The organism is Pukyongia salina (assembly GCF_002966125.1).
Classification (GTDB): Bacteria; Bacteroidota; Bacteroidia; order Flavobacteriales; family Flavobacteriaceae; genus Pukyongia; species Pukyongia salina.
Genome location: NZ_CP027062.1, coordinates 2762128 through 2779857 on the forward strand (window position 1 = coordinate 2762128; position 17730 = coordinate 2779857).

A 17730-nucleotide genomic window follows, 5' to 3' on the forward strand; every position below is an offset into this window, starting at 1 on the left:
TCCATGATCGCTAATATGAATTAGTAAAAAGAACATGAACATCAGGACAATTTGATATCATCGAGGAATTTATTGGAGAATACTTTTTGCATCCTGGTTGAAAGCAATTGAGCCCTGAGCTGCTTCCACTTGTGAGCATCATTTCCGAACATATGACTGGCCAGGCCTGGGTGGTCCCACTTAGCATTTTTCCCCCAATGTATCGTAAATGGAATGTTGTTTTGTTTCAAAGCTTTGATCATTCTATCAGAATATTCCTCGAGGCTAATCAGCCCGTCCGATTCGTTCCATTGAATTCCATCGATCTCTATCATACAGGTAAACGGAAATTTAGTGCATGCCAATAATGCATCCGATTGTTTTACAAAGCGCATAGCGAAGATACCCGGGATAGGACCATCATCAATAGTCACTTTCGAGAGCACCTTAAGTGCCTTTTCAGAGTTTGTATGGTCTACCCCAAAGGAACAGGCAAATGCTCTTCCCTTATACTGGGCGTCCCAGAAAATTTCCCAGAGTTTACCCATTACAGGCTTATCCTCTTTAGGCATGATGCTGTTTTTCAACAAATTGATGAGTGCTGGTATTGAGCCAGGAACTTTTTCGGCAAACTTGATCAAAGTATAGATCAGGTCGGTGTAAATGAATTGGGCCATATTTGGAACCGGATCCTCATAGATACTCTGGTAATTAGGGAAGAAGTCTCTTTTGTAGATCAACTCTACGGGCAGTTCAGCCTCATCATTGTATTGATTAATATAAACTTTGAAATGATATGGGCGCACTCCCTTATAATCGGGTTGGTTGGGGTCAAGTGGATTAATAGGAAACTCTGGATCGAAATTGCTGAAGTCCAAAGTGTTTGATAATTTCAGTGCTATTTCTTTTTTAATTTTCTTTACACAGCGATGTAATAGGAACATATCTTCCGCTTCGATCACCACACCGTGAATGAACCCCATAGACCCTAATCCTACGAGTGCAGCATTAAATAGGTCATCATCTCGAATTATTTTGCACTTGAAATTTTTTATATAGTCATCATGAAGCGCAGGTTTGGAAGCTCGCTCCAGGTAGATCACATCTTCTGGTTTGGTCCCTGTAATTATATTGAGCCCAATCACGTAGTCCTGTACAGATCCCACATCAACAGCCGCCCCATGAACCCCGGTTGAAATACAGCCGGCTATGGTTTGACCATTACTCGCTCCGTGCGTCTTTAACGATTTTTGTTTTTTCTGAAGCGCCAGGGAGATCTCCTTTATAACATTACCACATTGAAACAGAAATACATTCTCGCTTTTATATGGTGAATTGACATGAATATCCGAGTCGCGTAGAGCAAATTTTAAGTTCAGTCTCGGGGTGTACACCATTCGATCTTTGCAATGTGCTATGCTCGAAAGCGACCATTTGGAACCCATAGGACGGAAACGTTCATTGGCATTATCGGCTAATCGGATCAATCTTCTAATCTCGGTTGCGGCAGCATTATAACTCTCGAATTTAGAGAGATTCCTGTTCAATTTGGTATCGTGGAATAGTTTCAGATCGAAAGGGCCATTCTTGTGAAGGGTATTCCAACGATCCCTAGTTTGAGTATTTGTAGTTGCCATGCTAATTATGTTAAAAATCGTCGCTTCCTTCTTTTGTACAGACATATCTAATTCTCACCTCTTTGTTCCGTCCAAAGGTGATTAGATAAAGTAAGATCCCACCAAAGGTATTGGTGTATTCTACAGTATGTAAGGATCCGGATTCACAATCCTTGATCATGAAAAAATCGTTTCCTTGAAGCAACTTCCGATTTACAACCATTGTTTGTTCGCGAAACATTTGTCCGGCCAGAGGATCTTCCGAATTACTGTTCTCAGTTTCCGGCACCCCATTGTGAACCTGGAACCTCACGGTATAGCATGAAGTTAAGGAGAGCATGAGTAGGCAACAAATGCTAAATTTTAAGATTCTCATATCATCTATTTAAGATTCGACAAAACCAAAACAAAGTAATATAGGCCACGCAATGTAATTCAGAAGCCATAAGAGTGTACTGTCTTCTTTACGAAGAATAATGCAAATTACTAATTAACAGCATATTAGAAAAGGGGTTTTTCCCTGAATTTATACCATTAAAAAACCCTCCTTCATTTCTGAAAGAGGGTTGCAATATTTTTAATTAAACTTCTCTAGAACTGGTACCTTATACCCAGGGCAATGTCGAAATCGACGTCGTCCCTATAATCTCCAAAACCAAATTCCGGCCTGAAATCCAACGAAAGCAACAACGGAATATCAAAATTGTATTCTATCCCTATATCACCGGCTGCAAAAATGAAAGTCTCGGCATCGGGATCGCCGGGAAAATTGTCATCGAAATCGATCTGTCCAACACCACCACCTGCGCCGGCATACCAGTTAAAATTACCATCAAGCACCCATACCCATTGGTACAAGGCTGCTACTTTAATGGCAGTAACATCGTTGCTACTGCGCCATCCAAGACCTAGTTCGAGACGGTTATTTTCACCAAGCGCCCGTTGATAGTTGACTTCGGTACCGAAGCCGTCGCTATCCCCAAGACGTAAACCAATAGCATTATCGGCAATACCCTGAGCATTCATGGTTAATGAAAAAGATATTAATGCAACTAATGTAAGCAAGAATCGTTTCATAAGATTTTTTTTAAGTTTAGATACAAAATAAGTAAATGTGCAGAATCTAATATGTTAACGTTTTGACAACTTTTTTAATTGCTTTTTCTTAGCTTTTACTTCTGAAATTAAATGCGTTTACTACCTTTACTTAGTACACTATGGAGGCTAGACTCGCAGCATTAGAATACAAATTTGAAGGAGACCTCTTCTATGACGAGCTTCATAAAGACATGTATGCAACAGATGCCTCTGTGTATCGGAAACTACCCCTGGCCGTTGCCTATCCTAGATCTGAAGAGGCCATAAGGCAATTGATAAACTTTGCAAAAAAGAATAATACCTCGTTAATTCCCAGAACCGCAGGTACCTCGCTCGCAGGCCAATGCGTGGGAGAAGGAATAGTAGTGGATGTTTCCCGCTATTTCACTAAGATCATCGAACTAAACGAGGAAAATAGAACAGTTACGGTTCAGCCCGGAGTTATACGTGATGAGTTAAATGAATTTCTAGAACCTTACGGTTTATTTTTTGGCCCGAATACCTCTACGTCTAACCGGTGTATGATAGGAGGGATGGTAGGTAACAATAGTAGTGGAACAACCTCCATTAAATATGGCGTTACGCGCGATAAAGTATTGAAATTGAAGACCATTCTCTCGAATGGTGAGGTATGTATCTTCCAACCAATGACCAAAGAAGCGTTTATCACTAAAAGCCTGGAAAACTCGATGGAAGGAAAGATCTGCAGTCTTTTACACGGGGAATTATCTTCGGAAGTTACCAAACGAGAGATAAGGAATGAATTTCCGAAACCACAGATCCATCGGAGAAATACGGGTTATGCGTTGGATGCGTTGCTGGATTCGGAGGTTTTTTCCGAAAATAAAGAACAGATCAACCTTTGTAAACTACTGTGTGGTAGTGAAGGAACTTTAGCATTTACAACAGAGATCACTTTGCAACTGGACATTTTACCCCCAACGGAAACCGCGTTGGTAGTTGCGCAATACAACGACCTGTCGCATTGCCTGAAAGATGTGCTGGTGGCTATGAAACACGATCTGTATACCTGTGAGCTAATGGATGATGTCATCCTTGATTGTACCCGTAAGAACAAAATGTACGATCCCTACCGATTCTTTGTACAAGGGAATCCGAAAGCCTTATTGTTATTAGAGCTAAAAGCCAATACTAAAGAAGAATTAAGCCATAAGCTCGAAGCCCTAATACGTGACCTGGTAAACAGCGGGAATAGTTATGTAAGACCGGTCTTAAAAGGTGATGAGATCGAAATGGCAATGGCTTTAAGAAAAGCCGGGCTGGGCCTACTAGGAAATATGGTAGGAGATAACAAAGCGGTGGCTTGTATTGAAGATACGGCAGTTGCCCTGGAAGATCTTCCGGATTATATAGATGAATTCAATACCCTGTTAGATTCGTACAACCAAAAAGCTGTTTACTACGCCCATGCAGGAGCCGGAGAACTGCATCTAAGACCTATTTTAAATCTGAAGACCAGTGAAGGAGTTTCTTATTTCAGGAAGATCACTACCGATGTGGCCAAGCTGGTGAAGAAGTACAAGGGATCGTTTTCAGGCGAACACGGAGATGGGATCGTAAGGGGAGAATTTTTACCTATGCTCATAGGCGAGTCGAACTACCAGCTATTGCGCAAAGTAAAACAAGTTTTCGATCCCCAGAATATCTTCAATCCGGGGAAGATCGTTGATCCGGTGAAGATGGACCAATCCCTGCGATATGAAACAGATCGTGAAGAGCCCCAGCTACGTACTTTTATGAATTTCGAGGACACCCTAGGGATACTACCACTAGCCGAAAACTGCAATGGAAGCGGGGACTGTCGCAAAACAGAGCGAGCCTCCGGGATGATGTGTCCCAGTTATCATGCTACGCGCGAAGAAAAAGATACTACCCGGGGAAGGGCTAATGTGCTTAGGGAAGTGTTGACGAACAGCTCCACTATAAATAAGTTCAATTCGGAAGAACTAAAAGAATCTATGGATTTGTGCCTTAGTTGCAAGGCTTGTGCAAGTGAATGCCCCAGCAACGTGAATATAGCTGCCGCCAAGGCCGAATTCCAGTATCAATATAATAAGAACAACAGGGTTTCCTTAGCTAACCGTTTAATTGCTAAGAGCAGTATTTACAACAAACGAGCGGCGAAATTTCCCGCCATCTCTAACTGGTTATTCCGAAGTTCGTTTACTTCTGCTATAATAAAAAAAATAGGTGGGATCGCTATGGAAAGAGAGATTCCGTTGGTTTCAACTAAAAGCTTCAGTAAAATATATCAAACACCTTTAAAAGAGAGAGTTACATATATTTCAGAAGTATATTTATTTGTTGATGAGTTTAGTAATTACCTGGATGCCCACATTGCCCAGGATAGCTACGAGTTACTTGAAAAGTTAGGGTATAAAGTACATGTTGTCGATACATTGGATAGCGCTAGAGCCCTCATTTCGAAGGGGTTTCTAAAAGAAGCCAAGAAGGCTGTGAATTTCAATTTAGACTTTCTAAAGGAGAAAATTAGTTCGGAGACTCCGCTTTTAGGTATCGAACCCTCTGCTATCCTTGGATTTCGTGATGAGTACCTGCGTCTTGCGGACGACATAGATACCGCGGGAAAAATATCTCGATCCGCGTATCTGGTGGAAGAGTTTTTGGCCGAGGAATTTAAAAAAGGGCATATTAAAGTCGATTCATTTACTTCAGAAGAAAAGAAAATAAAGATCCACGTTCACTGCCATCAAAAAGCGTTGAGCAACCAGAAAGTAACCTTCGATATCCTCAATATTCCTTTACATTACAATCCAACAATTATCCCATCAGGCTGCTGTGGTATGGCGGGTAGTTTTGGCTATGAAAAAGCGCATTACGCAATAAGTATGAAGATAGGGGGATTAAAGCTGTTTCCTGCCATTGATAAACTGGGTGATGATACGATAATCGCTGCCAACGGAACCAGTTGTCGGCACCAGATCAAGGATGGCACTGGAAGGGAGGCGCTTCATCCAATCACGATACTTAGGCGGGCACTTATAACTCGGTAGCCGGGCCGTTAGTAGTTTTCCTGGGAAAATCAGGTAATTCATCTTCCTTTCGCACTATAAGAGGAGCTGGTTTTATTACAGGGATAATAATAATAGTAATAGTAATAATACATCCAGCCTTCCAAACTATACCTACTTCGATCATTCCTTGTATGTTATTTGTAGATGTTGAAAAATGTGATGCGTGACCGGGTTTATACACATTTTAGCCTATTTTTAGATTTTTAATATTCGGCTGTAAAGGCTACATTTGTTGAAAACACCGTATGGCAGGGAATTCCTTCGGAAATATTTTCAAACTAACTACTTTTGGCGAGTCACACGGGGAGGCAATAGGTGGTATAATTGACGGTTGTCCGGCGGGTCTGGAAATCGATCTCAATGCCGTCCAGGCAGAAATGCAACGAAGGAAACCGGGTCAATCGGCTATTGTTACTCAGCGAAAGGAAGAAGATGAAGTAAAATTCCTATCCGGTATCTTCGAAGGAAAAACTACGGGTACCCCGATCGGTTTTGTAATTGAGAATACCAATCAGAAATCAAAAGATTATTCCCATATAAAAGACACTTACAGACCATCGCATGCCGATTACACCTATGATAAAAAGTACGGCATAAGGGACTACCGCGGAGGAGGCAGGTCATCTGCCAGAGAAACGGCCTGCAGGGTGGTAGCAGGCGCAATCGCTAAACAACTACTTGGAGACATAAAGATCACTGCTTATGTGTCGGCGGTTGGCGAATTAGAGCTAAACAAACCGTATCAGGAGCTCAATTTTGCTGAGATAGAGAAAAATCCTGTACGTACGGCAGATGCCTCAACAGCACAGCAAATGGAGTCCTATATCAGGGAGATCAGAAAACAAGGAGATACCGTAGGAGGAGTGATTAGTTGTGTAATTGAAAATGTCCCAATAGGATTAGGCGAGCCTGTATTCGATAAGCTGCACGCACAGTTTGGCAAAGCTATGCTATCTATCAACGCAGTAAAAGGGTTCGAATTTGGGAGTGGTTTTGCCGGCACTCGATTAAAAGGCAGCGAACATAACGATCTGTTCAATGAAGATGGCAGCACCCAAACAAATTATAGTGGAGGAGTACAGGGAGGAATAAGCAATGGGGAAGATATTTATTTTAAAGTGGCCTTCAAACCAGTAGCTACGATCATGCAAAAACAACAAACCATTGATAACGAAGGCAATTTAATGGAGATGCAGGGTAAAGGAAGGCACGACCCCTGTGTTGTTCCCAGAGCCGTACCCATTGTGGAGGCCATGGCTGCCTTGGTACTTGCCGATTTTTGGCTGTTGAACAAACTATCAAAATTATAAACGAACTTTATCGTATGAAGAAATTAGCATTACACTGGCAGATTTTAATCGGGATGTTCCTGGGACTGATTTTTGGTTTCATTATGCTGCAATTAAGCTGGGGAGTGGGATTTGTGGAAAATTGGATCAATCCGGTTGGAACCATCTTTATCAAACTTTTAAAGCTTATCGCTATTCCTTTGATCCTGGCATCGCTGATAAAAGGTATTTCAGATCTAAAGGATATTTCGAAATTCAGGAATATAGGTTTGCGAACGATCATAACCTATGTTTTTACAACGGTGATCGCTATTTCCATAGGATTGATGCTAGTGAATGTTTTACAGCCGGGTAATGGAGTTTCGGAGGAAACGATCGCCAAGTTAACCGAAACCTATGCCGGTGATAGTAATGTGCAATCTAAGATCGAAGAAGCTACCAGACAGAAAGAAAGTGGCCCCTTGCAATTCCTCGTAGATATGGTTCCGGATAATGCCATCAATGCAATGAGCGATAATTCTTTGATGTTACAGGTGATCGTTTTTGCGATCTTCCTGGGAATTTCGCTTTTACTCATTGGAGAAAAACGAGCTAAACCTCTCAAAGATGTCTTTGACTCATTGAATTATGTAGTATTGAAGATGGTAGATCTTATTATGCTTTCTGCGCCTTATGCGGTATTTGCGCTTCTAGCCAATGTTGTGGTTTCCTCGGGCGATCCGGATCTGCTGTTTGCTTTATTAAAATATGCAGGAACTGTGGTTTTAGGCTTATTATTGATGATAGTGTTCTACCTTATCGTTGTAGGAACATATACAAAGAAGAATCCGTTTTGGTTTCTCAAAGAGATCAGTCCGGCTCAACTATTGGCATTTTCTACAAGTTCGAGTGCAGCAACCCTTCCAGTTACTATGGAGCGAGTAGAAGAGCATATAGGTGTAGATAAAGAAGTAAGTAGTTTTGTGCTTCCGGTAGGTGCCACAATAAATATGGACGGAACCAGCCTGTATCAGGCTGTTGCAGCAGTATTTATTTCGCAGGCACTTGCATTCGATCTCACCTTTGGCGATCAGCTAACTATTGTATTAACAGCGCTGTTGGCGTCCATAGGATCGGCAGCGGTTCCTGGAGCAGGAATGGTAATGCTGGTGATTGTTTTAGAAGCTATCGGTTTCCCGGCGGATCGGTTCCCAATTGCACTTGCACTTATTTTCGCAGTGGACAGGCCTCTGGATATGTGCCGAACGGTTATAAATGTAACCGGCGATGCCACTGTTTCGATGATTGTGGCGAAATCTGTTGGAAAATTAGGGAAACCTAAGGTAGAAGAATGGGATGATCACTATGATGAAGTAAAATAGCTTTATCCTTGTTTCCCGGCTTTTCATGAATTCACTTTCCTAAATCACCCACATTTCATGAATTAAGGGTAAGACCTCAACTTTCTTTACGCTTTCGAAGTTAATATTGGTTAACATTGAACAGTGAATCGAAATTGTATTGAGAGTGCAAAGGTTGTTAATTGTCTTTTTAATGTTTGTTGGTTTTCAGATGAATGCTCAGGTAGGAATAAATACTACAGCACCAAGTCCGGCCTCCATTCTTGAGATCAGCAGCACTCGTGACAATATAATTTTCGGTGGATTAATGCCTCCCAGGGTACCCACTTTAGCCAATAGAAATTCTATAAACCCAAGCGCCTCCGATATTGGATTACTAGTTTTTGTAGAAGAGGTTTTGTGTTATCAGGTATGGAATGGAACAACCTGGGAGGATATCCACTGTCTTAATACGGTATCATTACTAGGCATCTTTCAAAATTTCGATCTCAATACCAGCTGGGGTTACAGGAGTGATGTACCTTTCTTTGATAACGGTAACGATGGTTTCTTCGGAATTACAGACAATAATAACAATGGTTTTAGCAATCTTTCAACCATGACCAATAATTTCCTGGGCATAAGGGACCTGGATGACGAAGGAATAAACGGAACTACTGGCTTTGCGACCATTACATTTAATACCATAAATATCTCAGAAGCCCCATCAGGTGTTACGCTTTCTTTCAATTATGAATTTTTCGAATTCGACAATGGAGATGATGTGTTCTACACTATAAGCATTGATGGCGTCCCGCAAACCGAGATCCAACTTATAGATGGAATGGCAAACTCTTCCATATCAGGCAGTGTGTCTGAAGTCATTCCGCCGGGAACAACTTCGGTTGGGTTAAGTATTAGAATTCGCCAGGACGGGGCCGGTGATTATGCCGGTTTCGATAATTTCGCCATAGCTCCCATTTAACTCAGAAATATTACTCCTTTCTATGTATTTCCACCCTATGAGGATATGGGATTTCAATATCGGCGGCATCCAGATCCTCTTTGATCGTGGCGATCAAATTGAATTGCACCGGCCAGAAATCGTCGTTATAGACCGAACAACGTACGGCAAAATCGACAGAGCTTTCACCCAAACCGGAAACTTCAACCAAAGGAGGCGGGTCTGTTAGCACTTTTTCCTGCTTCTCGATTGCGCCCAATAATACCTCTTTCGTTTGCTTAATATCTGCGTCGTATGAAACTCCTATTGTGAGAAATATTTTCTGGAATCCTTCAGCGGTGAAGTTGGTAATCGCACCGTTGGAAAGGGATCCATTAGGCAGAATAACAAGTCGGTTCTGAGGCGTTAATAGTTTTGTAGTAAATATGTCGATTTCCTTCACCTTTCCGGTTTCTCCCTGAGCACTAATAACATCTCCAACCTTAAAAGGCCTGAACAACATAATAAGTACCCCGCCAGCGAAATTGGACAAGGAGCCCTGTAGTGCCAATCCTATGGCAAGCCCGGCAGCTCCGAGAACTGCAATAAAGGAGGTAGATTCTATACCCAGCTGACTCAAAACCGCTATAAACAACATTACTTTCAGGATCCAGCTTACAAGATTGGAAAGAAATTTTTGCAGCGTCTCGTCCATTTCACGGCGCGCCAGTCCCTTTCTAATTCCCCTGCTTATATATTTAATGACCCATAAACCAAGTACTAGTAACAATAATGCCAATAGGACCCTCGGTCCATATTCTAATAATAGATCTTTAGCTATCTGAAGATAATCTGTACTGCCTTCCATAAATTTTACTGCTGAATTGAGATTTTAAAATAATTTGAACCTTGGATAACCGTCCATTTAAAACGATCTCACCTAATCGAAATAGGTAACGATCCTGTTTTTATCCGTTTCGCACAATTTAGTATTTCTTGTTACAAAGTAAATAGATTTAGTATATTTATTTTCTAAAGAACCAATCATGAACGTTTGCTTTATTATGTATCCCTGGGAGGAGATGGATCCCGATAATGATTCCACTCTAGCAATGATCCACGAATTTGTGAAACGGGGGCACGGAATGGCCATCACTACTCCGGCTAATCTAACAATTCGCGACAGTGTCGCCTTTGCATTTTGTAAATGTGTAATACGATCTGAAAAGATAGGTAAAACCTTGAAATCTTTTCATAACAGTACCAAATTCTATGACGAGATGCTGCCTATGGCTGGTTTTGATGTGATCGTACTTAGGAGTAATCCACCCCTGGATATGATCATGCTTAATTTTTTGGATAGTGTGAAGGACGATGTGTTCATTATGAATGATCTCGACGGTATAAGGCGAGCCAACAATAAATTATACACGGCTGTGTTCGAGGATGAAGAGAATGAGATCATCCCGCGTACTCATGTAACCAAGAATAAGGATTACTTAAAAAAGGTGATCCGTGAGGGGCCAGATAAAATGATTTTGAAACCTCTTAACGGTTACGGTGGGTCTGGCGTGATACTTATTGAGAAGAGGGCTATGAAAAGTATAAATTCATTGCTCGATTTCTATATTGATAATAAGGACGGAACCAGTAATTATGTGATCCTCCAGGACTATATTGATGGGGCAGACAAAGGAGATGTTCGTATTTTGATGTTAAATGGGCAACCCATTGGTGCCATGAAGCGTGTGCCGGGAGATGAAGATCACAGATCTAACGTTAGCGCGGGTGGCTCGGTTCAGAAACACAGTCTTACCAAGCAGGAAAAAGAGCTCTGCCGCAGGATAGGCCCAAAATTGGTAAAGGACGGTTTGTATTTTGTAGGTATAGATGTAATAGGAGGAATGTTGGTGGAAGTAAACGTAATGTCTCCCGGCGGAATAACCTATATGAACAAGGTGTATAAGACTAAGGTTCAGGAAAAGGTGATCGATTTTGTTGAAGACAAAGTACTTGAACGGGTCAATGCCTTCGAACGTCGTCAAAAACTTCGTAAACATGTGAGTGACGCATGATGATAAAACTTTCAGTTCCCGAAATCATAGCACGCATAAAAAATGAGGAGATCTTCGAAGCTGTTTCGGAAGATTACTCATTTACCTTGAAAATCGATACGTACGTTCCGTATTTGTGTGGTGCCGTACATGACGGACATCAATTCAGAAAAAAACTATGGGATAATTGTTATCATAGCGAATACGACCGCTGGTATGAGGAAGACCCCTGTACCAAAGAATTTGTTAGAACACTTCCTATAGTAATAGCAGGTTGTGATAGCAGGTTTGAATACGATCTAAACAGAGATCCGGCCAATGCTATATTTGAAGATGCCTGGGGCAAGAAATTATGGAAATCGCCGCTTTCCGCAGCAATGAAAGAAAAGAGCCTGGCGAAACATGCTGCATTCTACAAGGTAGTTCACGCTCTCGTAGAGAAGTTGGAACAAAAATTTGGGACCATCGTTGTTTACGATATGCACAGTTATAATTGGAAACGATGGGATAGGGAAGTGCCGGTAATAAATCTGGGTACTTCAAACATTGACAATGAACGTTACGGTAATTCGGTAGAACTCTGGCGTCACTCGTTGTCACGGCTCCAGCTCCCGGGAGTTGAGGAGACCAGCTCTAAGATCAATGATACATTTTATGGAAATGGTTATTTCCTGAAATATATTACGAAAACCTTCAGAAATACCTTAGTTTTGGCTACCGAATTCAAAAAGATCTATTGTGATGAATTACAACAGATCATATTCCCTGAGGTTGTTTCAGCCATAGAAACTCAGCTGAAGACCCAGATAGAGGAACACGCAAACTCATTTTATAAAGAACACAATTAATTTATGTCGCTCTCTGAAGCCATAGTAACACGCCATCCCAATGTGGTGCGCATCGATAATAATTTGAATAACCTGGTGAAAAAGATCGAGTTACTCAATTACATCAACCCAACAAATATCGAACAGGAAAAGCGTAATTTCTTTTCATCCAAGTACAATAGCAACCCGCGGTTTCATTATAGAAAAATCGATTTCGATGCTCATAAGGTTCAGCAACATCTGTTTTCACAAGACATAGACAGCATCAAGGATGAAGAAACACGAAACTTTTACAGGGACGTGATCTATGATTATTCGGGATTAATACAGTGTATTGAATCGATAGGTAAGGGCAGTAAATTTTATTTTAATTCTTTAAAGTCCTTCGGAACCCCAACCGAGAAAGATGTCGAGAATGCAAAATTCATTCTGCATTTCGAAGACGAAGAATACGATCAGGAAATGTTTCCTGTTTTTAGTGCCCAGGAAGCAGCAGAATATTTTCAGGAATTCACCAGAAAATACGGCTTTGAATTCGACCTGAAGTATTCCACAAAGATCTCGGCAGCGGCGATGGTTACAAATAGTACTCAAACGCTGGTGCTAAAAAAGAACCACCTGTTTAGCGCCAATCAGCTTAAAGTTCTTGCAAATCATGAGATTGGTGTACACTTAGTAACAACTTTCAACGGACTCGCACAACCCTTGAAGATCTTCCACAATGGTTTCCCGAAAAATCTCGAAACTCAGGAAGGAATGGCTGTATTTAGTGAATATATGAGTGGTTGTCTCACTCTTTATCGCCTAAAAGAATTATCGTATCGCGTACTCGCTACAGACAGTTTACGCAAGGGATTCGATTTCCGGGCAACCTTCGATCTTTTGCATAACGAATACAAACTCAACCGAGATGAAGCCTACACTATATCGCTTAGAGCCCACAGGGGTGGAGGATTCACCAAAGATTACCTTTACCTAACCGGCCTAAAAAAGATCTACGATGCGTATCACAGGGGAGAAGATCTCAATCCACTGTTAGCCGGTAAAGTAACTTTCGAATATGTTAACGTAGTAAACAGATGGCTGGAAATGGGGTTGGCAGATAAAATCAAATACAAGAATTTTGCCTTCGAAAAGAATGAGAATAAAAACGTCAACCTGGAATTTATTCTAAAGAACCTGAAATAATTAGAGGAATTTTCTCTTTATATCGGGTGTTGGAATCATACAACTTTCTTTTTTTCCAAACCATTTATAGCGATACCTAGCAATGATATCGTACACAACGTCTCGTATAAAACGAGGTACGATGAGTGCTCCGTGACATAAGGGCCACAATCCCTTTAAGTAAAGGGCTATGTGAAGGGCTGCGGTCGATTTCACATACGCTTTTCCATTATCGATAAGAACAATAGAGTCTATCCTGGAGGTGTCGATGTTGTATTTCTTTGTAAGCGCAAGGCCCGCTTCTTCCTGCAAGGCCGCAAACATAAAGCGATCATCGTGATCGCGTTTGATCATAAACTGTACGGCACTATTGCACAAATTACACACACCGTCGAATAGTACTATTTTATTTGTTGTTGCCTTCATTGTTAAACCTTCTCAAGTTCATCCATCTTCACATCGGCGGTAAACATCCCGTAATTTACAATGGCTTTGTTTTTTTCTATAGAATCGATGGTCCCTACCGCACGACCATCTATCATCCGCACCCGATCTCCAACTTTCAAAGCAACTTTTGGTTTAGGAGGTGGTGCTTGTTTGGCTTCTTTTTTTGCTTTCACTTTTTTCTCACGGATCACCGCTACCTTCTTTTCTACCTCTTCCTCCAGTTTCTTCTTTTTAGCTTTCACAACCTTCTTTTTCTTAGGATGAAGCTTCTTTCGTTTGCTGTTCTCTATCATGACCAACTTCACCAATTCATCGATCAACTCCCTTTTCTTTTTATTGTTTAAGTAGCGTTCGGCCAGGCTATCTACCTTTTTACCCAGGGTGAGTAATTTCATGTTACTGTCGTACAATTCCTGGTAGCTTTCCAGTTTATCCTGAAGTTTTACATTGATCTGCTCCAGTTGTTTACTTTCCTCCCTGGCTTTCTTTTCGGTAGTCTCCAGGGTGGCAGCCGTTTTACGAACGTTGGATCGCTCCTTCTGAAGGTTAGCTATTGTTTTATCAAAACGCACTTTACCTCGCTCGATCTTTTTCTTGGCCTTGTTGATCAGGCTATACGGAATTCCGTTTTTCTGAGCTACTTCGAAGGTAAAAGAGCTCCCTGCCTCACCCAGGTGCAATTTGAACATAGGTTCAAGGCTTTTGCTATCAAATTGCATATTGGCATTAACGGCATTGGGTAATTCGTTTGCCAGCAGTTTTAGATTGGTGTAGTGGGTGGTTATAATGCCAAATGCTTCCCGTTCATAAAATACTTCCAGAAATGTTTCGGCCAAAGCACCTCCCAATTCGGGGTCACTACCGGTGCCAAATTCATCGATAAGAAAAAGTGTATCGCTCTTACATTTTTTCAGAAATTGATTCATCATTTTCAAACGATAACTGTAGGTGCTTAGGTGATTCTCAATACTTTGGTTATCGCCTATGTCTGTTAATACCCTTCCGAAGAAACAAAACTCACTCAACGGATCTGCCGGTACCAGCATACCCGATTGTAACATGAGTTGTAATAGCCCTACCGTTTTTAGCGTGATACTTTTACCCCCGGCATTTGGGCCGCTAATTACAATGATCCTTTTATCAGGGGCCAGTTCGATGGTTTGAGGAAAGGTTTTTGCTTTTTGTTTTCTGTTGGAAACTAAAAGGAGTGGGTGATAGGCATTTTTCAGGAAAAGCCTTTTTTCTGAACTCAACAAAGGTAAATTCCCGCCTATATCGATGGCGTATCGCGCTTTAGCATAAAAAACGTCGATCCTGGTAAGATATTCCTGATAGCCGGATAAGGTTTCCCTGAAAGGGCGTATAAAGTCGGTTAACTCCTTAAGAATGCGTTTAACTTCTTCTTGTTCCTCATAGACAAGGTTACTTAGTTCGTTTGCAAATTCCAAGGTCTCTTGTGGCTCAATATAGACAATACTACCCGTCTTGGATTGTCCCAGGACCATTCCCTTTACCTTTCGCCTGTGCATGGCCTTAACAGCGAGTACTCTTCGGTTGTCTACCACAGATTCCCTTATCTCGTCCAGGAGATCTGAAGAGGAGTATCTGCTAAGAGCCTTCGTAAACGACGAATTGATCTGTCCCTTTACTACATTTAAACGTTTCCGGATAGCAGCCAGTTCACTTGAAGCACTATCCTTGATCGCGCCATAGCGATCGATAACAGCAATTATTGCTTCGGAAATACTATTGGTGTAATCCACATCTCCGGAGTACTCATAAAGTTGGGTATAGAATTCGTTATACTTTTTAAAGAAGGCTAACAATTCTTTGGTTGTATTTGAAACGGAAAGTATTCTTCTGAAAGCACCTATTTCTAACGAACTATTTTCAATGTTCAGAAGGTGTAATTCGTTGGAGATCGCTTCGAAACCATGATTTGGGATTCGATTTTCATTATCGAAAGAAGCAGTAAATTCCTTGACACGATACAACTCCGGTTGGATAGATTCTGTGTCTTTATAAGGAACTATAGCCAACACTTCATTTCGACCAGGATCTGTAATGCAAAATTCTGAGATCTGCTGCAAAACGGATGGAAATTCTAAATCCTGTAATGTTTTTTTATCAATTCGAACCATTCCGTTATAATGCTGTAATTTTAGCTGTTGGATTACAAAAATACGGATAATGGATGTAAATATTGAAGAAAGCTGGAAGCAGGTCCTTGGTAAAGAATTTGATAAGGATTATTTCAAACTGCTAACCAACTTCGTGAGGAAAGAATACGCTACGCATAAGTGTTTCCCTCCGGGAAGGGAGATTTTTTCGGCTTTCGATCATACGCCGTTTTCGCAAGTTAAAGCCGTTATTTTGGGGCAGGATCCGTACCATGGTGATGGACAGGCGAACGGACTCTGTTTCTCGGTGGGCGAGGGGGTTGCGAAGCCGCCTTCTCTGGTTAATATATTTTCAGAATTGAAGAATGATCTGGGTGTAAGTCCGCCCGATCATGGTAACCTGCAATCATGGGCAGAGCAAGGAGTCCTTTTACTCAACGCAACACTCACCGTAAGGGCGCATCAGGCAGGGAGTCACCAGAACAAGGGATGGGAACAATTTACAGATGCGGCCATTACCGCTCTTTCGGAAGGTTGTGAGAATCTGGTTTTTCTGTTATGGGGTGGTTATGCCAGGAAAAAAGGAGCGCGTATCGATTCGTCCAGGCATTTGGTACTCAGCAGCGGACATCCATCACCTTTAAGTGCCAACAGAGGGTATTGGTTTGGAAACCAACATTTCAGCAAAACAAATGCATATTTAACGGAAAAAGGAAAACAGCCAATAGGTTGGCAATTATAAATTGGAAGAGGGGAAGCAGATTATTCTTCGTCCGGAGTATCGGGTTCGGTTGCATCATTACAACTAAACTGCAACAAAAGATAATTTGTTACTAGCAAGGCCCCCAGTATGATTAAGAAAGTGGTCATAAACTTACTATTTACTCTAGTAAGATTCTTAAGATGTGAAAGGGTTGCGTAGGTTTTTAAAAAATTATTGATCTTCTTCCGAAGTACTTGATATAAAATTCTTTAGCGCTTCCATATTCCCGTTGAAAATATCAAAATCTACCTCTCCATCAACAGAAGAGAGATCGTAAGAAGCAGATCGCTGCCAAAAAGACCACCCGCCTTTTGCCGACCAGAAATAAGGAATGGTTGGTTCAGATTTACTGGTATATTCTGCGACCCACAAAGGATAAGAGGCAAATTCCTCCCGATTGAGATACTGGGAAGCGAAATATGAATTTGAATAGATCATTGGTTTTTTGCCTGAAAGTTTCTCTACGGTTTGTAAGAAGCTTAACAGGTCTGCCGTGAGTTTGGTTTTGTTAACAGCTCCTACAAGACTCCCACTTTCAATGTCGAGCACCATTGGAAGGTCATTCGCTCCCAATTCACCTACAGTACTATAAAAGAATTCGGCCTGCACCTCGGGGTCGTCGTTAGACCTATAGAAGTGATAGGCTCCTCTGTATCGGCCTGCTTTTTCAATGTTCTTCCAGTTTGAGTCGAACTCCGAATCCATTAAAGTCCTGCCCTCGGTAGCCTTACAAATAATAAAAGTGATCTTATCAGACAGGCCGGACCAGTCGATATCTTTTTGATATTTGGATATATCAATGCCTTTTAAGTATGCGGTGGTATCTGCATAATGCGACGCCTGAAAGCTGTCTCGCTGGCCACCTCCGGCTGTAAGATCGGGATCGACAATGATACGTTCGGTATTTTCGGCAAGATCTTTAGCAAAGATCGTTTCAGAAATAAAAAGAGTAACAAGCAAACCCCCTCCCAGGAGTATAAGTGTAAGGGTAAGATAATAGAAGTGATGTGTTTTCATCTTTATAAATGATTTAATTCACACCAGTACACAAA

15 protein-coding genes are annotated in these 17730 nt (G+C 41.4%); 8 read left to right on the forward strand and 7 right to left on the reverse strand.

What is annotated here, in order from left to right; translation table 11 throughout:
- Window positions 1-41 precede the first annotated feature (41 nt).
- The 3 genes from C5O00_RS12425 to C5O00_RS12435 all read right to left on the reverse strand — a co-directional run bounded on the left by C5O00_RS12425 (window position 42) and on the right by C5O00_RS12435 (window position 2672).
- Complete coding sequence (locus tag C5O00_RS12425) at window positions 42-1616, reverse strand: FAD-binding protein (protein ID WP_105217153.1); 1575 nt, start codon at window positions 1614-1616, stop codon at window positions 42-44.
- 10 nt (window positions 1617-1626) lie between these two features.
- Entirely contained in the window at window positions 1627-1971 is a 345-nt protein-coding gene (locus C5O00_RS12430; RefSeq protein WP_158676853.1) for a hypothetical protein, read from the reverse strand.
- A 215-nt stretch (window positions 1972-2186) separates the two neighbouring features.
- Window positions 2187-2672, reverse strand: a complete 486-nt coding sequence (locus C5O00_RS12435; RefSeq protein ID WP_105217155.1) for a hypothetical protein — start codon at window positions 2670-2672, stop codon at window positions 2187-2189.
- A gap of 140 nt (window positions 2673-2812) precedes the next feature.
- On the opposite strand from C5O00_RS12435, the gene C5O00_RS12440 reads away from it, so the two are divergent.
- The 4 genes from C5O00_RS12440 (at window position 2813) to C5O00_RS12455 (ending at window position 9342) form a co-directional block, all read left to right on the forward strand.
- A complete protein-coding gene (locus tag C5O00_RS12440) occupies window positions 2813-5728 on the forward strand; it encodes an FAD-binding and (Fe-S)-binding domain-containing protein (protein ID WP_105217156.1) in 2916 nt (971 codons plus the stop codon).
- A 266-nt stretch (window positions 5729-5994) separates the two neighbouring features.
- Window positions 5995-7059, forward strand: coding sequence for a chorismate synthase (aroC, locus tag C5O00_RS12445; protein ID WP_105217157.1), 1065 nt, complete (start codon window positions 5995-5997; stop codon window positions 7057-7059).
- A gap of 14 nt (window positions 7060-7073) precedes the next feature.
- A complete protein-coding gene (locus C5O00_RS12450) occupies window positions 7074-8399 on the forward strand; it encodes a dicarboxylate/amino acid:cation symporter (protein WP_105217675.1) in 1326 nt (441 codons plus the stop codon).
- 172 nt (window positions 8400-8571) lie between these two features.
- The gene (locus C5O00_RS12455; protein WP_105217158.1) at window positions 8572-9342 is read left to right on the forward strand and encodes a phage tail-like protein; all 771 of its coding nucleotides are present in this window, start codon (window positions 8572-8574) and stop codon (window positions 9340-9342) included.
- Window positions 9343-9352: 10 nt separating this feature from the next.
- On the opposite strand, the gene C5O00_RS12460 is transcribed toward C5O00_RS12455, so the two are convergent.
- On the reverse strand, window positions 9353-10168 hold the full coding sequence (locus tag C5O00_RS12460) for a mechanosensitive ion channel family protein (RefSeq protein ID WP_105217159.1): 816 nt from the start codon (window positions 10166-10168) through the stop codon (window positions 9353-9355).
- Between the two features lie 178 nt (window positions 10169-10346).
- Between C5O00_RS12460 and gshB the strand changes: the two genes are divergently transcribed.
- Genes gshB through C5O00_RS12475 form a run of 3 tightly spaced genes read left to right on the forward strand, consistent with a single transcriptional unit; the run spans window position 10347 to window position 13369 of the window.
- Window positions 10347-11375 carry a glutathione synthase gene (gene gshB / locus C5O00_RS12465; protein WP_105217160.1) on the forward strand — a complete coding sequence of 343 codons (1029 nt, stop codon included), beginning with the start codon at window positions 10347-10349 and terminating at the stop codon, window positions 11373-11375.
- The gene (locus C5O00_RS12470; RefSeq protein WP_105217676.1) at window positions 11375-12202 is read left to right on the forward strand and encodes an N-formylglutamate amidohydrolase; all 828 of its coding nucleotides are present in this window, start codon (window positions 11375-11377) and stop codon (window positions 12200-12202) included. The genes gshB and C5O00_RS12470 overlap by 1 nt, the downstream gene beginning before the upstream one ends.
- A gap of 3 nt (window positions 12203-12205) precedes the next feature.
- Window positions 12206-13369: a peptidase MATCAP family protein gene (locus C5O00_RS12475; protein WP_105217161.1), complete on the forward strand. Its 1164-nt coding sequence runs from the start codon at window positions 12206-12208 to the stop codon at window positions 13367-13369.
- Here C5O00_RS12475 and C5O00_RS12480 read toward each other — a convergent pair whose 3' ends face one another.
- Window positions 13370-13774: a thiol-disulfide oxidoreductase DCC family protein gene (locus C5O00_RS12480; RefSeq protein ID WP_105217162.1), complete on the reverse strand. Its 405-nt coding sequence runs from the start codon at window positions 13772-13774 to the stop codon at window positions 13370-13372.
- A gap of 2 nt (window positions 13775-13776) precedes the next feature.
- Window positions 13777-15936: an endonuclease MutS2 gene (locus C5O00_RS12485; protein ID WP_105217163.1), complete on the reverse strand. Its 2160-nt coding sequence runs from the start codon at window positions 15934-15936 to the stop codon at window positions 13777-13779.
- A 49-nt stretch (window positions 15937-15985) separates the two neighbouring features.
- On the opposite strand from C5O00_RS12485, the gene ung reads away from it, so the two are divergent.
- On the forward strand, window positions 15986-16657 hold the full coding sequence (ung, locus tag C5O00_RS12490; RefSeq protein WP_105217164.1) for a uracil-DNA glycosylase: 672 nt from the start codon (window positions 15986-15988) through the stop codon (window positions 16655-16657).
- A gap of 192 nt (window positions 16658-16849) precedes the next feature.
- Here ung and C5O00_RS12495 read toward each other — a convergent pair whose 3' ends face one another.
- A complete protein-coding gene (locus tag C5O00_RS12495; RefSeq protein ID WP_105217165.1) occupies window positions 16850-17695 on the reverse strand; it encodes a glycoside hydrolase family 25 protein in 846 nt (281 codons plus the stop codon).
- Between the last annotated feature and the right edge of the window lie 35 nt (window positions 17696-17730).

Bases quoted from the DNA above. Each gene is read 5' to 3' on its own strand.
- aroC (WP_105217157.1), top strand. From the start codon at position 5,995: ATGGCAGGGAATTCCTTCGGAAATATTTTCAAACTAACTACTTTTGGC.
- C5O00_RS12470 (WP_105217676.1), top strand. From the start codon at position 11,375: ATGATAAAACTTTCAGTTCCCGAAATCATAGCACGCATAAAAAATGAG.
- C5O00_RS12480 (WP_105217162.1), bottom strand. From the start codon at position 13,774: ATGAAGGCAACAACAAATAAAATAGTACTATTCGACGGTGTGTGTAAT.
- C5O00_RS12440 (WP_105217156.1), top strand. From the start codon at position 2,813: ATGGAGGCTAGACTCGCAGCATTAGAATACAAATTTGAAGGAGACCTC.
- C5O00_RS12460 (WP_105217159.1), bottom strand. From the start codon at position 10,168: ATGGAAGGCAGTACAGATTATCTTCAGATAGCTAAAGATCTATTATTA.
- C5O00_RS12455 (WP_105217158.1), top strand. From the start codon at position 8,572: ATGTTTGTTGGTTTTCAGATGAATGCTCAGGTAGGAATAAATACTACA.
- C5O00_RS12450 (WP_105217675.1), top strand. From the start codon at position 7,074: ATGAAGAAATTAGCATTACACTGGCAGATTTTAATCGGGATGTTCCTG.
- ung (WP_105217164.1), top strand. From the start codon at position 15,986: ATGGATGTAAATATTGAAGAAAGCTGGAAGCAGGTCCTTGGTAAAGAA.
- gshB (WP_105217160.1), top strand. From the start codon at position 10,347: ATGAACGTTTGCTTTATTATGTATCCCTGGGAGGAGATGGATCCCGAT.
- C5O00_RS12485 (WP_105217163.1), bottom strand. From the start codon at position 15,936: ATGGTTCGAATTGATAAAAAAACATTACAGGATTTAGAATTTCCATCC.
- C5O00_RS12475 (WP_105217161.1), top strand. From the start codon at position 12,206: ATGTCGCTCTCTGAAGCCATAGTAACACGCCATCCCAATGTGGTGCGC.
- C5O00_RS12430 (WP_158676853.1), bottom strand. From the start codon at position 1,971: ATGAGAATCTTAAAATTTAGCATTTGTTGCCTACTCATGCTCTCCTTA.
- C5O00_RS12495 (WP_105217165.1), bottom strand. From the start codon at position 17,695: ATGAAAACACATCACTTCTATTATCTTACCCTTACACTTATACTCCTG.
- C5O00_RS12425 (WP_105217153.1), bottom strand. From the start codon at position 1,616: ATGGCAACTACAAATACTCAAACTAGGGATCGTTGGAATACCCTTCAC.
- C5O00_RS12435 (WP_105217155.1), bottom strand. From the start codon at position 2,672: ATGAAACGATTCTTGCTTACATTAGTTGCATTAATATCTTTTTCATTA.